Below are 18330 nucleotides of genomic sequence, written 5' to 3'. Positions count from 1 at the left end.
AAAGCCTTCGTCCGGCGATTCCTGTTGCCGTCATGTGAATTCGAGATTAACGGCGCGCCCTGCGGCGCCCCGCGGGCACGGCCGACCCCGCAGAGGAGGTTCCGGCGGGAGAAGTTCAGGCGGAAGTCAGGCCCCGGCGGGAGACTAGGTCCCGAACCGCCGCTGCCGGCCGGCGTAGTCGCGCAGCGCGCGGAGGAAATCGACCTTCCGGAACGCCGGCCAGAGCGCCTCGCAGAAGTAGAACTCGCTGTAGGCGCTCTGCCACATGAGGAACCCTGACAGGCGCTGCTCGCCGGAGGTCCTAATCACAAGGTCCGGGTCCGGCTGGCCCCGCGTGTACAGGAACCGGGAAATGTCGTCCACCGACAGGTTGTCGGCGAGCTCGCCGATATCCGCCTTGCGTGCCACGGCATCATGCAGCAGCTCGCGCACGGCGTCCACGATTTCGCGGCGGCCGCCGTAGCCGACTGCCACGTTGACGTGGAGCCTCTCGCGCACCGGCGTCCGGGCCGTCAACGAGGTGAGCCGCTCGGCCAGGTAGTCAGGCAGGAGTTCCGGCGCGCCCATGGCATGGACCGAGATGTCGGCGTCCTCGTCCAGGCGGTCCAGCGTGTTCGCGATGATCCCCATGAGCAGGTCCAGTTCTTCGCCCGAGCGGTTCATGTTGTCCGTGGACAGCATGTAGAGGGTGACCACCCTGACCCCGAGTTCCTGGCACCAGCCGAGGAATTCGTGGATCTTGTCCGCGCCGGCCTGGTGCCCCTGGCTGGTGGGCGCGTTGAACTGCCGGGCCCAGCGCCGGTTGCCGTCCACCATGACGCCGATGTGCCTGGGAATGCGTTCCGGTTCCAGCGAGCGGAGCAGCTTGCGTTCATAGAAGCCATAGAGGAACCCGGGCAATTCCATCCGGAGATTCACCTGACTTCCTGGCTCAATGACTTCAATGCAAATCCTAGGCTACCGCCCGGACGAAGCGGCCGCGTGCACACATCGGCCCCGCCGGCGCCGTTTCGGGGCGCTGCCACCGCCCGGCGAAATGTTACCAGCGAGTAACTTACTGGAGCGTAGGTTATTCTGGAGACATGAAGAGCAACGCCCCCGACGGAAGCTCCGGCGCCACGGAACCACAGCCGAGCGCCGTGGACGGCGCCGCGGTCCGCATTGCCGAACTGCTGATGATCAAGCCCAAGTGGCGGGGCTGGATCCACACGGTCACCGCGCCGCTGGCCCTCGCCGCGGGGATCATCCTGGTTGTTCTGGCACCCACGCCGGACCGCAAACTCACGTCCGCCATTTACGCCCTCACGGGCGTCCTGCTGTTCGGCATCAGCGCCGTCTACCACCGCGGCAACTGGTCCCCCGGCGTGAAGATCGTCCTCAAGCGCCTGGACCACACCAACATCATGCTCGTGATCGCCGGCAGCTACACCCCGCTGGCCTGGAGCCTTCTTGAGAGGCCCACCGCGGTGCTGCTGCTGTGGCTGATCTGGTCCGGCGCCATCCTGGGGGTGCTGTTCCGGCTCCTGTGGACCAATGCGCCCCGCTGGCTCTACGTCCCCATTTACATTGCCCTTGGCTGCGGTTCGCTCTTCTACCTGCCTGATTTCTTCGCCGCAAGCGTCCCTGCCGCCCTGCTCATCTGCATCGGCGGAGCGCTGTACATCGCCGGCGCCGTGTTCTATGCGCTCAAGAAACCGAACATCAGCTACGAGCACTTCGGCTTCCACGAACTGTTCCATGCCTTCACCGTGCTCGCCTTCGCAGCCCACTTCGTGGCGATTGTCATCGCGGTGCTGAGCTGATCCGTTCCAGCACGTCGGATACGGTTGCCACCGGCATGTCGCAGACCATGTCGCGGCACACATACACCAGCGGCGCCCCGTCGGCGCCGGCCGTCCTGCCCCGCAGCAACGGCACAGCCTCCGGCTGCCCAGGGGCATCTGCAGCCGGACGGCCGCCGGATACCGCCACCACCAGTCCGGGGCTCGGGGCCAGCAGCAACGCCCGGTGAAGCGAGTCCCTTTCGGGACCGGAAGGACCGACGACGGCGGCCTCCACCGGGCCCGCCAGCGCCGCCTGCGCGGTGGCCAGCAGCCAGCCGGCCACGCGGGGCGCGCGTGCTGCGAGCGGACGCACGAGCGACAGGATGTTTCCGGCCATGACCCGGTGTTCGGCGGACCCCGACAGGGCGGCATAGCCCAGCAAAACCCCGGCGAAGGCTGCAGCACCGCTGGGCGTTGCGTTATCAAAGGGGTCCAGTCCCGGCTGCCCGCCTTGGGCGTTGGAAACCTGTCCTGATTCCCCGGCGGAATCCGTGAGCCTGCCGCCGGCCACGAAGCGCCTGCAGGCTGCGGAAATCACCGCTTCGGACAGTCCGTACCAGCGGGCATCTCCCGTGACAGAGTAAAGCGCCAGGAATCCGTCCGCGCAGAACGCGTAGTCCTCGAGCAGGCCGCCGATCCCCCGGGCCACAGCGTCATGCGAAACGCGTAGCAGTTCCCCGTCCGCGGGGTTCCCGGCCGATGCCCGCCAGTGGACCTGTTCCAGGTAGTCCGCGATGCGCACCGCTGCAGCTACGAGCTCCGGGCGGCCCAGGACCGCTCCGGCTTCGGCGAGTGCCGCCACGGCCAGGCCGTTCCATCCGGCCACCACTTTGTCGTCCCGGGCTGGCTGCGGACGGGTCGCCCTGGACGCCAGAAGCCGTGGCCGCGCGCGTGCCCAGGCCTCTGCTTCCTCTCCGGACAGCGCCCGGCCGGGATGCAGCGGCGAGCCGAGGTCGGAAACGGTTCCGGAGGCGCCGACATTCATCATCCCGGCGACGGCGGCAGCATCGGCGGCGCCGAGCACCTGCTCCAGGCCACCGGGTGTCCACAGGTAGCTGGCGCCTTCGTGGTGTTCCCCGTTCACCACCGAATCAGCATCCAGCGAGGACGCCAGGGCAACGCATCCGGCGTCTGCCGTGCGGCCGTTTGCGGACGGCAGCCCCAGCGACGCCAGCATCCAGTCGGCGGTGCGCCCGGCGACGTCGGCCGCCTCGGCCGCGGGGAAACCTGCGGTTCCGCCCAGCCGGATCCAGTGCACATAGACCCTGAGCAGCTGCGCGTTGTCGTAGAGCATTTTCTCGAAATGGGGAACGGACCAGTCCCGGGTCACGGAATACCGGGCGAACCCGCCGTCGAGCTGGTCGAAGAGCGCCGACCGGGCCATGGCCGCGAGGGTGCGGCCCGCCATGTCCCGAGCCTCCCCTGCTGTTTCCGAGGGGACTGCCGCGTGCCTGATCAGGAACTCCAGTACGGCCGACGGCGGGAACTTGGGGGCGTTGCCGAATCCGCCGTCGGAATCCTCCTCGGCGGCCAGCGAGCGGACGGCGGCGGGCAACACGCCGGCGTCGATCAGCTCGGGCGGCCCGGACAGGTCCACCGCGGCGGACAATTGGGCGTCGCCCATGTTGCGCGCGAGTGAGCGGGCGTTCTCCTCCACCGCGTCCCGGCGTTCGGTCCAGGCGTCGTGCACGGCCTCGAGCACCTGGCGGAACGACGGGCGGCCGGGCATGGGCCGGGGCGGAAAGTACGTTCCGGCGTGGAACGCAAGGCCATCGGGGGTCAGGAACACGGACATGGGCCAGCCGCCCTGGCCGCTGATCGCCTGCGTGGCGGTCATGTACACGGCGTCGACGTCAGGACGCTCCTCCCGGTCCACCTTGACCGCGACAAAGTGGCTGTTCAGGTATTCGGCGGTTGCGTCGTCCTCGAAGGATTCGTGGGCCATGACGTGGCACCAGTGGCAGGCGGCGTAGCCCACGGAGAGGAACACCGGGACATCCCGGGCGGCGGCGGCAGCAAAGGCCTGGTCGCCGAACGGCTGCCAGTGCACGGGGTTGTGGGCGTGCTGGCGCAGGTAGGCCGACGGTTCCCCGCCCAGCGCGTTGTGTCCCTGCCGCCGGGCTTCCACGGGCGGCCGGGATTCCCCGGGCTGGCCGGTTCCCCGGCCGTTGTCACCCGTGCCGGGGTCAGGTGTCTTGTCGGCCTGCATTGCCGTTGGCGGCGTCGTCGTGGGCGATGTCGGCGGCTTCGGCCGCTGCCATGCGATCTTCCTCCACCTGGGCGCGGTAACGCACGCGCCGGATGCGCCGCACCATGTCCACGATCAGCAGCGCCGTGAGCACCACGATGAACGCCGTCAGCAGGAATCCGAGGAGGCCGGGGGTCACCTGGTCCTCGGTGACGCCGGGGCGCAGCGACGGCGAGGGTGCCGGGGACGAAGCCAGGGCGATGAGCAAGTGGTGCACTGTTGGAACCTTCTCAGGAGCCGGGCGCGAGACGCCTGGCCTTGTTGGTTGTTACCCCGCACTTTTCTACACGGGATAGAAATGATCTCTTGTCTCTATCTTAGCCCCGCGAACAGGTCCTTCTCGGGGAGTTCGGCGGGCACCAGGGACCGGACGAGGGTGTAGTCCTCCCACGGCCACGCGCGCCGCTGCATATCGGCAGACACCGCGAAAAAGAACCCCAGCGGGTCCACCTGCGTGCGGTGGGCGCGAAGGGCGTCATCGCGTGCTTCGAAGTAGTCGCCGCAGTCCACCTGCGTCGTGGTCTCGTGGGCCGGCCGGGGCGGGGTGTGCCCCTCGGCATCCGTCTCGAGCCACGCTGCCAGGCGCTCGGCATAGGGCGATTGGAGGCCCGCCTCCTCGAGGGCGAAGTGCAGGGCGCGGAACCGGTCGGGGCTGAAGGCGCGGTCGTAGTACAGCTTGCTGGGCGCCCAGGCCTCCCCGGTGCCCGGATACCTCGCCGGATCCCCCGCCGCGTCGAAGGCTTCCACGGCCACACGGTGGGCCATGATGTGGTCCGGATGCGGGTAGCCGCCGTTTTCGTCGTAGCTGACAATCACGTGCGGCTTGAAGTCACGGACCAGCCGCACCAGGGGCGCGGCGGCGCGTTCCAGCGGCTGCAGGGCAAAGGACCCGGCGGGCAGCGGCGGAAGCGGATCGCCTTCAGGCAACCCGGAATCCACAAAGCCAAGCCAACGCTGCCGGACGCCCAGGATCCGGGCGGCCCGGTTCATTTCGAGCCTGCGGGCGCCGGCCATGTCCCGCTTCGGGTGCGGTTCGCCCTCCATCGCCGGATTCTGGATGTCGCCGCGGGAGCCGTCCGTGCAGGTCGCAACCATGACGTCCACTCCGTTGGCCGCGTACATGGCCATGGTCGCTGCGCCCTTGCTGGATTCATCGTCAGGGTGCGCATGGACGGCCAAAAGGCGAAGCGAAGGTGACTGGCTGGTGGACGCTGTCATCGGGGACTGCTCCTCTTTCTACGGTTGCCGGCTGCGGTGTCTGTGGCCGGATAATTCCCCTGCGGATCACCACTAAACTGGAGTGGTGACTACCGAGGACAAGTCGGGCGCTCCCCAGCCTGCAGACATTAGCCTAGCCAATCGCTATGGCGGTCCAAAGCGCGGGCTGTCCGCAAAAGCCAAACGCTGGGCGGGAGTTGCCGCCCTGGCGGCCGGGATCGGTTTCCTGGCATGGGTGTCCACGTCCTCGGCGACGTCGTCCGTCACGTTCAAGGACATCGGCTACAGCACAGTTGATGCCACGAAGGCCGAGGTGGACTTCCAGGTCATTCGGGAACCCGGCACTGCGGTGAAGTGCGCTGTCAAGGCCCTCGATTCCAAGTTCGCCGTGGTCGGCTGGAAGGTGGTTGACATTCCGCCGGTGCAGCCGGACTCGCAGCAGGACCAGGGCGCCGACGGCGGCCGCACCGTGGCCCAGCGCGCCGTCCTGCGCACCGAATCGCAGGCCGTGTCCGGAGTCGTGGACAACTGCTGGATCCCGGACGCCGCGAAGGACGCGGCAAAGTAGGGAAGGTATGTGACCCACGCCGCTCGGTCGTTGGGTTTTGTCCACAGGATTGACTACAATGGATCAATACCTTTACCCCGCTGAGTTGGTTACTGAGTTCCACAAGTGGCCACCGTGGCGGGGTCTTTGCTTGTATGACTGCTTGTTTTGACCACTAGAGGAGAAGTCCGTGTCTACCACCAACAGCGCGCCTGCAGCTTGGCTTACCCAGGAAGCTTTTGACCGCCTGAAGGCAGAGCTGGACCACCTTTCCAGCGCCGGCCGGGCGGAAATCGTCCAGAAAATCGAAGCTGCGCGCCAAGAGGGAGACCTCAAGGAAAACGGCGGTTACCACGCGGCCAAGGAGGAACAGGGCAAGATCGAGGCCCGCATCCGCCAGCTCACCGCCCTGCTCCGTGACGCCCACGTCGGCGAGGCCCCCGCTGATGACGGAATCGTGGAGCCAGGCATGATCGTCGTTGCCCGGATCGCCGGCGACGAAGAAACCTTCCTGCTCGGCTCACGCGAAATCGCCGGGGACTCCGATCTCGACGTCTTCAGCGAGAAGTCCCCGCTTGGCGCCGCCATCGTGGGACACAAGGAGGGCGATAAGCTCAGCTACACCGCCCCCAACGGCAAGGAGATCACCGTGGAGATCCTGTCCGCCAAGCCGTACGCGGGTTAAGCATTTCTCCCGCCACTTGCGGCGGTACTGAATAACGCACGACGCCGGCCTCCCTTCCGCGGGGACGGCCGGCGTCGCCGTTTAACCCTTGTTAGCGGCGGGCAGCAACCCGCGCCTTCAGCACCAGGGCAGCGAGGACGCCTCCGACGGCGCCGCCGAGGTGCGCCTGCCAGGAAACGTAGCCTGCCACGCTGGGAATCAGCCCGAAGAGGATGCTGCCGTACGCCATGAATAGCACCACGGACAGCAGAATCTGCCACCAGTTGCGGTTGAAGAATCCGCGCACCAGCAGGAACGCGAACAGGCCGAAGACCAGGCCGGAGGCGCCCACCGTGACTCCCCCGGTGCCGATCAGCCAGACGGCGGCGCCGGAACCCAGCCAGCTGCAGGCCACCGCGGTGAGGAAGACGCGCAGCCCGGACATGAAGACCAGGAATCCGAAGATGATCAGGGGAAGCGCGTTGGAGAGGACATGGTTCAGGTTTGCGTGCAGCAGCGGGAACGTGAAAATGTCCAGGACGCCGTCGGCGCTGCGCGGCCTGAGGCCGAACACTCCGTTCAGGGCGTGCAGCGTCACCATGTTCACCAGCTCAATGGCGAACAGCAGCACCACGAAGGACCCGACCACCAGCAGCCCGCCCTTGGCCCGGGCCGCGGGGGTTTCCCGCGTTGCCGGAGCGTCTCCCGGGGTGTCCAGCATGCCGGCTCCTAGTGCACCACGATCGGCTGGAAGCCCTCGGCACGGAGAGCGCCCAGGACCTGTTCGCAGTGCTCGTGGCCCTTGGTTTCCAGGTTCACGGTGATGGAGACGTCTCCCATGCTGATGGAACCGCCCACCCGCGTGTGGTCAAGGCCGGTCACGTTGGCGTCGTTCTCGGCAATGATCCGGGCGATGGTGGCCAGCGAACCCGGGCGGTCATCGAGCATCATGCGAACGGTCATGTAGCGGCCGGCGGCGGACAGGCCGCGCTGAATGACCTTGAGCATCAGCATGGGGTCGATGTTGCCGCCGGACAGGACCACCGCCGTCGTTCCGGGGTTTTCGATCTTGCCGTCCATGAGCGCGGCGACGCCTACGGCACCGGCAGGCTCAACCACCATCTTGGCCCGCTCCAGCAGGAAGATGAGTGCCCTGGCGAGCGAATCCTCGCTGACCGTGACCACGTCATCGACAAGTTCGCGGATGATGCTGAACGGCAGCTGCCCGGGACGGCCGACGGCGATGCCGTCGGCCATGGTGGAAACCTTTTTCAGCGGCACGAGCGCGTCAGCGGCGAGCGACGGCGGGTACGCGGCGGCGTTTTCGGCCTGGACGCCGATGATCCGGATTTCCCGGCCCAGCTCCTTGGCCCTGGCCTTGATGGCGACGGCCACGCCGGCCAGCAGGCCGCCGCCGCCGACGCCCATGAGGACGGTGTCGACGTCGGGGATCTGTTCGAGGATTTCAAGGCCCACCGTTCCCTGGCCGGCCACGACGTCCACGTTGTCGAACGGGTGGACGAAGACGGCGCCGGTCTCGTCCGCGTAGCGCTGGGCCTCCGCGAGTGCCTCGTCCACGTTGTGACCGTGAAGAACAACCTCCGCGCCGTGGCTGCGGGTGGCGGCGAGCTTGGGGAGGGCCACGCCGAGCGGCATGTAGATCCGCGCCTTGATCCCCAGGCTCTTGGCCGCGACGGCCACTCCCTGGGCGTGGTTGCCGGCCGAGGCTGCCACCACTCCGCGCTTCTTGTCAGCCTCGGAAAGCCGCGCCATCCGGACATAGGCACCGCGCACCTTGAAGGAACCCGCGCGCTGGAGGTTCTCGCACTTGAAGAAGACGTCCCCGCCTACCATGCCGCCCAGGGCCCTGGACGATTCCACCGGTGTCCGGGTAATAATCCCGTCAAGCAGCTTCTGCGCCTCAAGGACATCGTCCAGCGTGACGGGAAGGCTTTCAGGGGTGTTCACGAACTATTCTCCTTTGGGGGATTCGACGTCGGAGCCCGGAGCGGCAGTGCTGCCCGGAGCCCCCGTTATACGATCGGCATCTTTACCGTGGCCGGGATGCGCACCCGGCAGCCGGACTTCCCTGAACGTGTTGTCCAGCCCGGCACCGGCAGAACCTGCAATGGCACTGCCATCCGCGGCAGCCGGCACAAGTTCATGTTCCCACGTTCTGCCGGCAATATAGCGAATCGCCGAGTTTGCTACGGCCAGGATGGGAACGGAGAACAGCGCGCCCGGGATTCCAGCGAGATAGGAGCCGGCGGCGACGGACAGGATCACGGCCACGGGATGCAGCGCGACGGCCTTGCCCATCACCAGCGGCTGGAGAATGTGGCTTTCGAGCTGCTGGACCAGCAGGACGATCCCGAGCATGATCAGCGCGTTCACGGGGCCGTTGGAGACCAGTGCCAGCAGCACCGCGATGGCGCCCGTCACGAGCGCACCGACCACCGGAATGAACGAGCCGATGAAGACGAGCACACCCAGGGGCAGTGCCAGGGGGACGCCGAGGATGGCCGCGCCCACTCCGATGCCCAAGGCATCGACGAAGGCCACGAACATCTGGATCCGGGCGTAGCTGACCATCGACGCCCATCCGCGCCGGCCGGCTCCGTCGGCGGGGATCCGCGCCCGCCTGGGCAGGAGGCGGACCAGGAAGCCCCAGATGCGGTCGCCTTCAAGGAGGAAGAAGATCAGGATGAAGAGCGCCAGCACCAGTCCGGCCGCAAAGTGTCCGGCGGTGCTGCCGAAGGAGAGCGCGCCGCTCAGGATGCTGCTGCTGTTGTTCTGCAGCGCAGCCGTCGCTTCCTCGATGTATTTGTCGATCTGTGCGGCGGTGAGGTGCAGCGGCCCCTCCGCGAGCCAGTCCTGGACTTGCTGGACGCCGGTCAGCGCTTCAGTCCACAGCTCCTGGAAGCCCAGCGCCAGCTGCCGCCCGACGAGTGCCAGCGATCCGGCGATCAGTCCGACGAAGCCCAGGACCGTCGCAGCGACGGCCAGGCCGTTCGGAAGGCGCCGCTTCCGCAGCCACTTTGTTACCGGGCTGAGCAGGCCGGCCAGCAGGGCTGCCACCATGACAGGAATAATGAGGAAGGTGACTTTGGCGAGCAGCCATATGAGGGCAGCGCTGATCAGCAGGATCAGTCCAAGGCGCCACGCCCAGGCGGCCGCGATGCGGACGCCGTAGGGAATGTCCTCCTCCAGGTCCCGGTCTGATCTGGCCGGCTGCACCGGTCCGGCGGGCGGCGGCACTCTCGTTGCGCTGGGGAATTCTTCGGGTGTGGCGTCCTTGGCTGGCGTCATAGCCCAATAATTCCCTAGCCTTGCGGCAATGGGAAACGGGGCGTCGCGGAATACCGGGCCCAGGTTGCCCGCACGGCGCCCGCCGGATCAGAAAACGCTAGGCGGCGGCATCCAGGGCGGCGCCGATTCCCCACGTCATGGTGAAGGATTCGCCGGGCGCCAGCCACCGCAGGCTGTCGCCCGAGTTGAAGGCGTTTGCCGGACCGGTCATCGGTTCGATGGCCACGGCCTTCGTGCGGCCCGGGAATTCCCGGGTCACAAACACGTGGACGAACCGGCATGTTTCGTCCTGCCAGAGGCTGACGCTCCGGCCGTCCGCCGCCGACAGCGTGTGGCGGGCGATCCCGCCGTCGAACTGCAGATCAGTCAGGGCGACGTCGACGTCGAGGTCCCCCACGTTCCGCCCGTCCCGCAGGTCGCTGTCGGCGCTGACGGGTTCGGAGCTGCGCGGTATGAGCCTGCCGTCGGCCACCAGCCGCGTCGCGCCGCTGACCGTCAGGGTGAGCTCTTCGCTGGGAGTTTCGCCGAGGCGGAGATACGGATGGGCACCCAGCACGAAGGGTGCGTCGGCCCGGGAATCGTTGATCAGCGTCTGCCGCACCACGAGCCCCAGGTCATCGGCAAGCGAATACTCCACGCGGTGGCGTAGCAGGAACGGATATCCGTGCTGCGGGAACACCGGAGCCTCAAGGGTCACGGAGAATTCGGATTCCGTGACCAGCGCGTACGACGCATTGCGCAGGAGCCCGTGGCTTGCGTTGTTCCGCGAGACCTCCGTGATGTCCAGCTGCTGCTTCTTGCCGTTAAGGTGCCAGACGCCGTCCTCAACCCTGTTGGCCCATGGCGCCAGCGTGATTCCGGTGGCTCCGGGCGGGATGTCCGAATCGCCGTACGTCTCGGTCAGCTGGATGCCGGCGCGACTGTACCAACGGAGGCCCGCGGCGAGCTCGGTGACGACTGCGAGCGCGTCGCCGCGCCTCAGTTCGTACTGCCGGCCTGAGGCGTAGCGCCTGGGTTCCGAGTGGTTTTCGCTGGGATCAGGAGCGGCGGCGGGAGTCATGGAACCTACCGTACAACGCTCCCGGGCCGTGCGGCCGGCAGGCCGGCTTGTTATCTTTTGTTAGAAAGTATTTGTTTTTGATCGTTTTGTGCCACAATGGTGATACGCCCCACAGACAGGAAGGAGGAGCCTTGCTCGCAACCCAGCGGCGGCACCTGATCCTCCAGGAACTCCAATCCAGCGGCACCGTCCGCGTGGCGGACCTGGCGGGCGTGCTCGGAGTCTCCGAAATGACTGTGCGCCGGGACATCGACACCCTCGATGCGGAGGGCCAGCTGCTTCGCGTCCACGGCGGCGCTACCCGGACCGGCACCTTCAGCGCCATCGAACCCGGGTTTGTCAGCAAGTCGGCACAGGAGACCGAGGCAAAGCAGGCCATCGCCGCGGAGGCGCTGAGCCTGCTGCGGCCGGACATGACCCTGCTTATTTCCGGCGGCACCACCACGTACGAGTTTGCCCGCCTCCTCCCCCGCGATCTCGGGCTGACGGTGGCCACGAACTCCATCATGGTGGCCAACGCCCTTGTCCCCGGGACCGTGGGCCCGGCAACCGCGGCCACAGCCGCGCGCGGCGGCATCCGGACTCTGGTGCTGGGCGGGCAGCGCACTCCGTCCGAGGCTCTCGTGGGACCGGTCACCATGCACGCCATGGAAAACCTTCATGCGGACCTCTGCTTCATGGGAGTCCACGGCATTGACCCTGAAGCCGGCATTACCTCACCGAACCTTCTGGAAGCAGAGGCCAACGCAGCCATGATTGGCGCTTCGGGTGCGCTGGTGGTGCTCGCCGATGCGTCAAAGTACGGCATTGTGGGCCTGGCGGGAATCGCGCCGCTCGCGTCCATCGGCACCCTGATTACCGATTCCGGCATCGCCACCCGCGGCGCCCGGCATGAGGCCGCCGACGTACTAAGACAGGCTGTCGGTGATCTGCGCATAGCGGCAGCCCCCTCGGCACAACTCCGTTCCCCCCTCCCTTCCAGCCGGACGCCGCAGGTTTCCGCGTACAAAGGACACGACGCATGACCCACATCACCAGCACCCAGCTAGCAGACGGCCGCGAACTGCTCTATTTCGACGACGCCGGCTCCGCCCGGCCGCGGTCCGTGGAAACCACCAGGGACCACCGGGACCTGCCGCCCAGGGGCGAGCCCGGCGAAGTCCGGTTCGACGCCCTCACGGGCGAATGGGTTGCCGTGGCAGCGCACCGCCAGACCCGCACACACCTGCCGCCGGCGGACCAGTGCCCGATCTGCCCCACCACGGACGCCAATCCCTCGGAGATCCCGGCGCCGGACTACGACGTCGCGGTGTTTGAGAACCGCTTCCCATCCCTTGGTCCGGCAGTGGGTCCTGTCCCGGACAATCCGGGCTGGGGAACCACGGGACCCGCCTTCGGCCGGTGCGAAGTGGTGACGTTCACGCCCGAGCACACCGGTTCGTTCAGTGGCCTCAGTGAAACCCGCGCCCGCACGGTGGTGGAGGCCTGGGCGCACCGCACCGCTGCCCTCAGCGCACTGCCGGGCATCAAGCAGGTCTTCCCGTTCGAGAACCGCGGAGCCGACATCGGTGTCACGCTGCACCACCCGCACGGCCAGATCTACGCCTACCCGTACGTCACGCCCCGCGCCGCCGTGATGGGCGCGGCCGCCCGCAGGTTCTATGACGACGCCGGCGGCCGGCAGACGCTGACCGGTTCACTGCTGCGCGCCGAGCGCGAGGACGGCAGCCGCATGATCATGGAAAGCTCGAACTTCAGCGCCTACGTGCCGTTCGCTGCCCGCTGGCCGCTGGAAATCCATCTGGTGCCCCACCGCCAGGTCCCCGATCTGGCCGCCCTGAGCGGGGACGAGAAAGACGAGCTGGCGCACGTGTACCTCGACCTCCTCAAGCGCCTGGACGCCCTCTACCCGACGCCGACCCCGTACATCTCCGCGTGGCACCAGGCCCCGGTGGACGAACCGCTCCGACCGGCGGGCTACCTGCACCTGCAGCTCACTTCCCCCCGCCGCGCCGCCGACAAGCTGAAGTACCTGGCGGGATCGGAAGCTGCCATGGGGGCCTTTATCAACGACACCACCCCCGAGCTGGTCGCGGAACGCCTGCGTGCCGTCACCGTTCCCGCTTCCCCGGGAACTGTTACCGCCTCACCGGCCGAAGCACTGGCCCCGACCGCCCCCGGCCTCACCGAAGGAGCCCACGCATGACCCCCGCCGTCAGCACCACCGACCTCGCGGAACAGTTCCAGACCGCCTTCGGCCGCCTCCCGGACGGTGTCTGGCAGGCTCCCGGGCGGGTCAACCTGATCGGCGAACACACCGACTATAACGAGGGCTTCGTGCTCCCGTTCGCCATCGACAAGACGGCGCGCGTCGCCGTCGGCGTGCGTCCCGACTCAACCGTCCGGCTTCTGTCCACCTACGGGGACCAGGGCCTGACGACAGCGAACACCGCCTCGCTGGATGGCCGGGCGGCCAAGGGATGGACCAAGTACCCGCTCGGCGTCATCTGGTCCCTGCAGCAACGCGGCATCGACGTTCCGGGACTGGACCTTTTGCTGGACTCGGACGTCCCGCTGGGTGCCGGGCTCTCCTCGTCGCACGCCATCGAATGCGCCGTCATCTCCGCGCTGAACGACCTCACCGGCGCCGGACTGGGTGCCGAGCAGATGGTCCTCGCAACCCAGCGGGCCGAGAACGACTTCGTGGGCGCCCCCACGGGCATCATGGACCAGTCCGCGTCGCTGCGCGGGTCCAAGGGCCATGCGGTGTTCCTGGACTGCCGAGACCAAAGCGTGCAGCTGGTGCCGTTCGAGGCGGAGAACGCGGGACTGGTCATGCTCGTGATCGACACCAAGGTGTCCCACTCCCATGCCGACGGCGGTTACGCCTCACGCCGCGCGTCGTGCGAGCTCGGCGCCGAGGTGCTGGGCGTCAGGGCGCTGCGGGACGTCGGACCGGAGGACCTGGAGGAGGCCAGCGGACTTCTGGACGAAGTCACATTCCGCAGGGTCCGGCACATCGTCACGGAAAATGAGCGCGTGCTGCAGACCGTGGAGCTCCTTGGCCGGCAGGGTCCCGCAGCGATAGGCGGGCTCCTGGACGCCAGCCATGCCTCGATGCGGGACGACTTTGAAATCTCGTGCGCGGAACTGGACCTTGCGGTCGACACGTCCCGGGCGAACGGCGCCATCGGGGCCCGGATGACCGGCGGCGGGTTCGGCGGGGCGGCCATCGCGCTCACGCCGGTGGCGGCGGAGCAGCAGGTGCGCGCCGCCGTCGAACAGGCCTTTGCCAAGGCGGGCTACACCGCCCCTGACATCTTCACCGTCACCCCGGCGGCCGGGGCGATGCGGCTCGCCTAGCACCGGGCGTAGGCTGGGCGCATGCCGGAAGCAGTCATTGTTTCAACCGCCAGGAGCCCGATCGGACGCGCCTTCAAGGGGTCCCTGAAGGACGAGCGGCCGGACGACCTCGCCGCGGCCATGGTGAGTGCGGCGCTGGCCAAGCTGCCGGCGTTCGACCCCACCGGGGACAGCACGCCCGGGCTCGACGACCTGTACCTCGGGTGCGCCGAGCCCAGCGGGGAAGCCGGTTCCAACATGGCCCGCGTGGTCACCATCCTGGCCGGCCTGGACCATGTGCCTGCCGCCACCATCAACAGGTTCTGCGCCTCGAGCCTGCAGACCGTCCGCATGGCTTTCCACGCCATCCGGGCCGGCGAGGGGCAGGCCTTCGTGGCTGCCGGCGTCGAAGCGGTGTCGCGGTACCAAAGCTGGGCCGGGGCAGGCGAAACCGACGCCGGCAACCACAACCCGCTCTTCGAACCCGCACGCCAGCGCACCACCGCACGGGCCGCCTCCAACACGCCCTGGACGGACCCGAGGCTGGGCGGCCGGATGCCGGACATCTACATCGCCATGGGGCAGACGGCCGAGAATGTGGCCACGTCCTACGGCATCAGCCGCGCCGATCAGGACGCCTGGGCCGTGCTGAGCCAGAACCGCGCGGAGGCTGCCATCGCCTCGGGCTTCTACGCCCGGGAAATCACGCCCTACCGGCGGCGCGACGGCATCGTGGTGGACCGGGACGACTCGCCGCGCGCGGGGGTCACGCTCGAAGGCGTCAGCGCTTTGGAGCCCGTCTTCCGGCGCGGGGGTACCGTGACGGCCGGAAACGCCTGCCCCCTCAACGACGGCGCGGCCGCCGTCGTCATCATGAGCGATTCGCGGGCCAGGGAACGCGGCTTGGAGCCGCTTGCGCGCATCGTCTCCACCGGCGTCAGCGCGCTCTCACCCGAGCTGATGGGGATGGGTCCCGTGGAATCCACGCGCCGGGCACTGGCCTCCGCCGGGCTGACCATCGGCGACATCGACCTAGTGGAGCTCAACGAGGCCTTCGCGGTCCAGGTTGTGGCCAGTGCCCGCGAACTCGGGATCGACTCCGCGAAGCTCAACATCCACGGCGGCGCCATCGCACTGGGCCACCCCTTCGGCATGACCGGCGCCCGCATGACCGCCACGCTGCTCAACGGCCTTCGCGAGACGGACGGAACGCTCGGCCTGGCCACGCTGTGCGTGGGCGGCGGACAGGGCATGGCCGTCGTTCTGGAACGCCTCAGCTGATCCGGCCCGCCGCCTCCCCGCCTAGCCGGGTGAGGGACCTGCAAAAAGAGGGCCCCGCCGGTGAACTGGCGGGGCCCTCTCCTTTTGTTCAAATCACGACGGCATAGGCCGGCTTTAGTTCTAGTCCTCGCCGCGGAGGATCGCCAGCAGGCGGATGATTTCCACATACAGCCAGACGAGGGTGACGGTGAGCCCGAAGGCTGCCGTCCAGGCGAAGCGCTCAGGGGCGCCGGCACGGACGCCGGCTTCAATGCTCGTGAAGTCCATGATCAGCGAGAAAGCGGCCAGTCCGATGGCCAGGATGCCGATGAAAACACCGAGCGGGATGCCGAAGATCTCGACGCTCGTGCTGAGGCCGAACGGGGACTGCACCGCGCCGGTCCAGACCATCACCATGTTCACGAGGGCGAACACGGCGTAGCCGATCATGGCGATCATGAAGAAGCGCATGGCCTTGGGGGTGGCGCGGACCTTGCCGCTCCGGAAGAGCAGGAGGGTCACCGCGAAGACGGAGAGCGTGCCAATCACGGCCTGCAGCCCGACACCCGGGTACAAGGCGTCAAGGATGCGGGTCAGTCCGCCGAGGAACAGGCCTTCAAGACCGGCGTAAGCCAGGATGAGTGCGGGCGAGGGCTGCTTCTTGAATGTGTTGACCATGGCCAGGACGAACCCGCCCAGCGCGCCGACGATCATGAGCAGGCTGGCCAGCGCCATTCCGACGAACAGCGTGACGGCGGCTCCTGCCATCACGGCTCCGAGGCAGATAGCGGTCCTGACGATGACGTCGTCGTAGGACATCCGGCCGGTTTCGACCGGCCCGGCGGCCGGCCGGTTGTACATCTGCTGCAGCTGGTCATCGGTCATGCCCGGCTGCTGGGAGCCCCAGCCCCTGGGGGCGTCCATGACGGGCGCCTGGCCGTAGGCGCCCTGTCCGTACTGGTTCTGGCCGTACGCCTGCGGGACAGGCGGTGCCTGGGTGGCTTCACGGAAATTCTTTCCGTTGAAGATCGGGTTTCCGCCAAGTGCCATTGCGGGTGTCCTCCAAATAAGGGGTGAGTAATGGATTTTCTAAGTTCAAACTACCAATTTCCACGCGTCAGCGGTGTGTAAAGTTCCGCGGACGGCCCGTTGACACGGAATCGTGACATGGACGCACCCGCCGCGTGGCGGGTCGCTCAGCCCGCCACCGAAGGACTGTTTAGGAATACTGGCATACAACAAAAGTTTTCATAAGCTGGGCTGAATTAGTGGTTGTGGCCAGCTTCACAGTCGTTATCGGATCGCTATCTGGCGGCCGCCTTGACGCGCAAACTTTGTACTGCTCTCGCTGTAACATGGGGCGAAGTAGGGTGACGGATATCACAAGAAGTCAAGCCATCAGCATCGCATCGCTCCATTTGCACCACCCGTTCCGCCGTCCGTCACCTTCTCCGTTCGCAGCGGTTGCAACGACGCAACCCAGACCATCCCCATGTGGAGGTTTTCATTTTGAGACGCACACCGAGAGGCCTGCCGCGCCGACGGCAAGCCGGATTGCTCAAGGCCATGGGGGCAATTGCCGCCGCAGTCGTGGCGATCCTGCTCGTCGCCGCACCAGCATCGCTGGCGGCCACGCCATCCCCGACACCATCCCCGTCGAACCAGCAGTTCCAGAACAACATCAGCGGCTTTCTCCGCGATGATGCACGCGCCCCCATCCAAGGTGTGAAGATCACGGCCAAAAACGGTGACTTCACTGGAACAGCAACGTCGGGTGCCAACGGGGCCTGGAACATAGGGGTGCCGTCGCAGGGCACCTACGAGGTCAAACTGGACGAGTCCACCCTGCCGCAGGGCATCAAGCTCGCGGAAGGCCAGGCCAACCCCCGGAACGTCACGTTTAGCCAGACGTCCAACGTTTCGGTGATCTTCGCCTTCGGCAAGGGCATCGTCGTCCAACAGCAGGACTTCGGCCAGAACCTGCTCAACAGGCTGGTCGCTGGCCTGAGCTTCGGCCTCCTGCTGGCCCTCGCATCCGTGGGGCTGTCCCTGATTTTCGGCACCACCGGACTGACGAACTTCGCCCACGGCGAGATGGTGACGCTCGGGGCCGTGCTCGTATTCATCTTCGATGCCATGAACCTGCCGTTCTGGCTGGCCATCCTCCTAGCCCTCCTGGGCGGAGGACTCTTCGGCTATGCCCAGGACGCCGGCCTCTGGCGGCCCCTGCGCCGCCGCGGCACCGGACTGGTCCCCATGATGATCGTCAGCATCGGCTTGGCCCTGGCAATCCGCTACATCATCCAGTTCTACTTTGGCGGGGCCACCCAGCAACTGCCCTTCGCCCAAAGCGCGGAAATCCAGATCGGCCCGGTCTCCATCTCGCCCAATAACTTGTGGTCGCTGGTGATCAGCGCAATCGTGATCGGCCTGATCGGCATAGTGCTCCTGAAGACCCGGCTCGGCAAGGCCACCCGGGCCGTGGCGGACAATCCCGCCCTGGCAGCGGCATCCGGCATTGACGTGGACTCCGTCATCCGTCTCGTCTGGATTGTTGGCGGCGTGCTTGCCTCCCTCGGCGGCATCCTCTGGGCCTACTACCGTCCCGGCGTCACGTTCGACATGGGCTCGCAGATCCTGCTGCTCATCTTCGCGGGCGTTACCCTCGGTGGCCTCGGCACCGTCTTCGGCGCCCTCATCGGATCCGTCATCGTCGGCATCTTCGTCGAACTGACCACCGTCTTCGGCCTTGCAGCCGACCTCAAATACGTGGGAGCACTGTTCATCATGATTGTTGTCCTCTTGTTCCGGCCCCAGGGGATCCTGGGCCGACGCGAGCGCGTGGGTTAGGAGGCTGCC

General features: G+C 67.2%; 17 protein-coding genes. 8 read left to right on the top strand and 9 right to left on the bottom strand.

Features of this window, described 5'->3' with window-relative positions; genetic code table 11:
• Positions 1 to 144: 144 nt before the first annotated feature.
• On the bottom strand, positions 145 to 906 hold the full coding sequence (locus ABFP37_RS00490; protein ID WP_144275802.1) for an isoprenyl transferase: 762 nt from the start codon (positions 904 to 906) through the stop codon (positions 145 to 147).
• 176 nt (positions 907 to 1082) lie between these two features.
• Between ABFP37_RS00490 and ABFP37_RS00485 the strand changes: the two genes are divergently transcribed.
• Positions 1083 to 1802 carry a hemolysin III family protein gene (locus ABFP37_RS00485; RefSeq protein WP_347032419.1) on the top strand — a complete coding sequence of 240 codons (720 nt, stop codon included), beginning with the start codon at positions 1083 to 1085 and terminating at the stop codon, positions 1800 to 1802.
• On the opposite strand, the gene ABFP37_RS00480 is transcribed toward ABFP37_RS00485, so the two are convergent.
• The 3 genes from ABFP37_RS00480 to mca all read right to left on the bottom strand — a co-directional run bounded on the left by ABFP37_RS00480 (position 1783) and on the right by mca (position 5289).
• Positions 1783 to 4032 (bottom strand): thioredoxin domain-containing protein, encoded by a 2250-nt coding sequence (locus ABFP37_RS00480; RefSeq protein WP_347032418.1) that lies wholly within the window; start codon positions 4030 to 4032, stop codon positions 1783 to 1785. The two genes, ABFP37_RS00485 and ABFP37_RS00480, sit on opposite strands and share 20 nt — an antisense overlap.
• On the bottom strand, positions 4010 to 4288 hold the full coding sequence (locus tag ABFP37_RS00475; protein ID WP_078030121.1) for a hypothetical protein: 279 nt from the start codon (positions 4286 to 4288) through the stop codon (positions 4010 to 4012). Before ABFP37_RS00475 ends, ABFP37_RS00480 begins: the two co-directional genes overlap by 23 nt.
• A 95-nt stretch (positions 4289 to 4383) precedes the next feature.
• Positions 4384 to 5289 (bottom strand): mycothiol conjugate amidase Mca, encoded by a 906-nt coding sequence (gene mca, locus ABFP37_RS00470; protein ID WP_078030122.1) that lies wholly within the window; start codon positions 5287 to 5289, stop codon positions 4384 to 4386.
• 85 nt (positions 5290 to 5374) lie between these two features.
• Here mca and ABFP37_RS00465 point away from each other — a divergent pair, with 85 nt between their 5' ends.
• On the top strand, positions 5375 to 5857 hold the full coding sequence (locus ABFP37_RS00465; protein ID WP_078030123.1) for a DUF4307 domain-containing protein: 483 nt from the start codon (positions 5375 to 5377) through the stop codon (positions 5855 to 5857).
• Positions 5858 to 6026: 169 nt separating this feature from the next.
• Positions 6027 to 6521: a transcription elongation factor GreA gene (gene greA, locus ABFP37_RS00460; protein WP_078030124.1), complete on the top strand. Its 495-nt coding sequence runs from the start codon at positions 6027 to 6029 to the stop codon at positions 6519 to 6521.
• 91 nt (positions 6522 to 6612) lie between these two features.
• Here greA and ABFP37_RS00455 read toward each other — a convergent pair whose 3' ends face one another.
• The 4 genes from ABFP37_RS00455 to ABFP37_RS00440 all read right to left on the bottom strand — a co-directional run bounded on the left by ABFP37_RS00455 (position 6613) and on the right by ABFP37_RS00440 (position 10869).
• Positions 6613 to 7221: a rhomboid family intramembrane serine protease gene (locus ABFP37_RS00455; RefSeq protein ID WP_078030125.1), complete on the bottom strand. Its 609-nt coding sequence runs from the start codon at positions 7219 to 7221 to the stop codon at positions 6613 to 6615.
• An 8-nt stretch (positions 7222 to 7229) separates the two neighbouring features.
• Complete coding sequence (gene ilvA / locus ABFP37_RS00450; RefSeq protein WP_078030126.1) at positions 7230 to 8468, bottom strand: threonine ammonia-lyase; 1239 nt, start codon at positions 8466 to 8468, stop codon at positions 7230 to 7232.
• 3 nt (positions 8469 to 8471) lie between these two features.
• Positions 8472 to 9809 (bottom strand): AI-2E family transporter, encoded by a 1338-nt coding sequence (locus ABFP37_RS00445; protein WP_347032417.1) that lies wholly within the window; start codon positions 9807 to 9809, stop codon positions 8472 to 8474.
• Positions 9810 to 9906: 97 nt separating this feature from the next.
• The gene (locus tag ABFP37_RS00440) at positions 9907 to 10869 is read right to left on the bottom strand and encodes an aldose 1-epimerase family protein (protein ID WP_078030128.1); all 963 of its coding nucleotides are present in this window, start codon (positions 10867 to 10869) and stop codon (positions 9907 to 9909) included.
• A 131-nt stretch (positions 10870 to 11000) separates the two neighbouring features.
• Here ABFP37_RS00440 and ABFP37_RS00435 point away from each other — a divergent pair, with 131 nt between their 5' ends.
• From ABFP37_RS00435 to ABFP37_RS00420, 4 genes are read left to right on the top strand one after another with little or no spacing between them, the layout of a single operon-like run.
• Positions 11001 to 11894 carry a DeoR/GlpR family DNA-binding transcription regulator gene (locus ABFP37_RS00435; protein WP_347032416.1) on the top strand — a complete coding sequence of 298 codons (894 nt, stop codon included), beginning with the start codon at positions 11001 to 11003 and terminating at the stop codon, positions 11892 to 11894.
• Positions 11891 to 13075 (top strand): galactose-1-phosphate uridylyltransferase, encoded by a 1185-nt coding sequence (gene galT / locus ABFP37_RS00430; RefSeq protein WP_347032415.1) that lies wholly within the window; start codon positions 11891 to 11893, stop codon positions 13073 to 13075. Before ABFP37_RS00435 ends, galT begins: the two co-directional genes overlap by 4 nt.
• Positions 13072 to 14232 (top strand): galactokinase, encoded by a 1161-nt coding sequence (gene galK / locus ABFP37_RS00425; RefSeq protein WP_078030131.1) that lies wholly within the window; start codon positions 13072 to 13074, stop codon positions 14230 to 14232. The genes galT and galK overlap by 4 nt, the downstream gene beginning before the upstream one ends.
• A gap of 21 nt (positions 14233 to 14253) precedes the next feature.
• On the top strand, positions 14254 to 15492 hold the full coding sequence (locus ABFP37_RS00420; protein WP_078030132.1) for an acetyl-CoA C-acetyltransferase: 1239 nt from the start codon (positions 14254 to 14256) through the stop codon (positions 15490 to 15492).
• A gap of 120 nt (positions 15493 to 15612) precedes the next feature.
• Here ABFP37_RS00420 and ABFP37_RS00415 read toward each other — a convergent pair whose 3' ends face one another.
• Positions 15613 to 16521 carry a Bax inhibitor-1/YccA family protein gene (locus ABFP37_RS00415; protein WP_078030133.1) on the bottom strand — a complete coding sequence of 303 codons (909 nt, stop codon included), beginning with the start codon at positions 16519 to 16521 and terminating at the stop codon, positions 15613 to 15615.
• A gap of 516 nt (positions 16522 to 17037) precedes the next feature.
• On the opposite strand from ABFP37_RS00415, the gene ABFP37_RS00410 reads away from it, so the two are divergent.
• The gene (locus ABFP37_RS00410; protein ID WP_347032414.1) at positions 17038 to 18321 is read left to right on the top strand and encodes a branched-chain amino acid ABC transporter permease; all 1284 of its coding nucleotides are present in this window, start codon (positions 17038 to 17040) and stop codon (positions 18319 to 18321) included.
• The last annotated feature ends 9 nt before the right edge of the window (positions 18322 to 18330 follow it).

It is taken from the genome of Burkholderia sp. RS01 (genome assembly GCF_039748055.1).
Lineage (GTDB): Bacteria > Actinomycetota > Actinomycetes > Actinomycetales > Micrococcaceae > Arthrobacter.
This window is presented reverse-complemented; position numbering and strand designations above follow the sequence as displayed.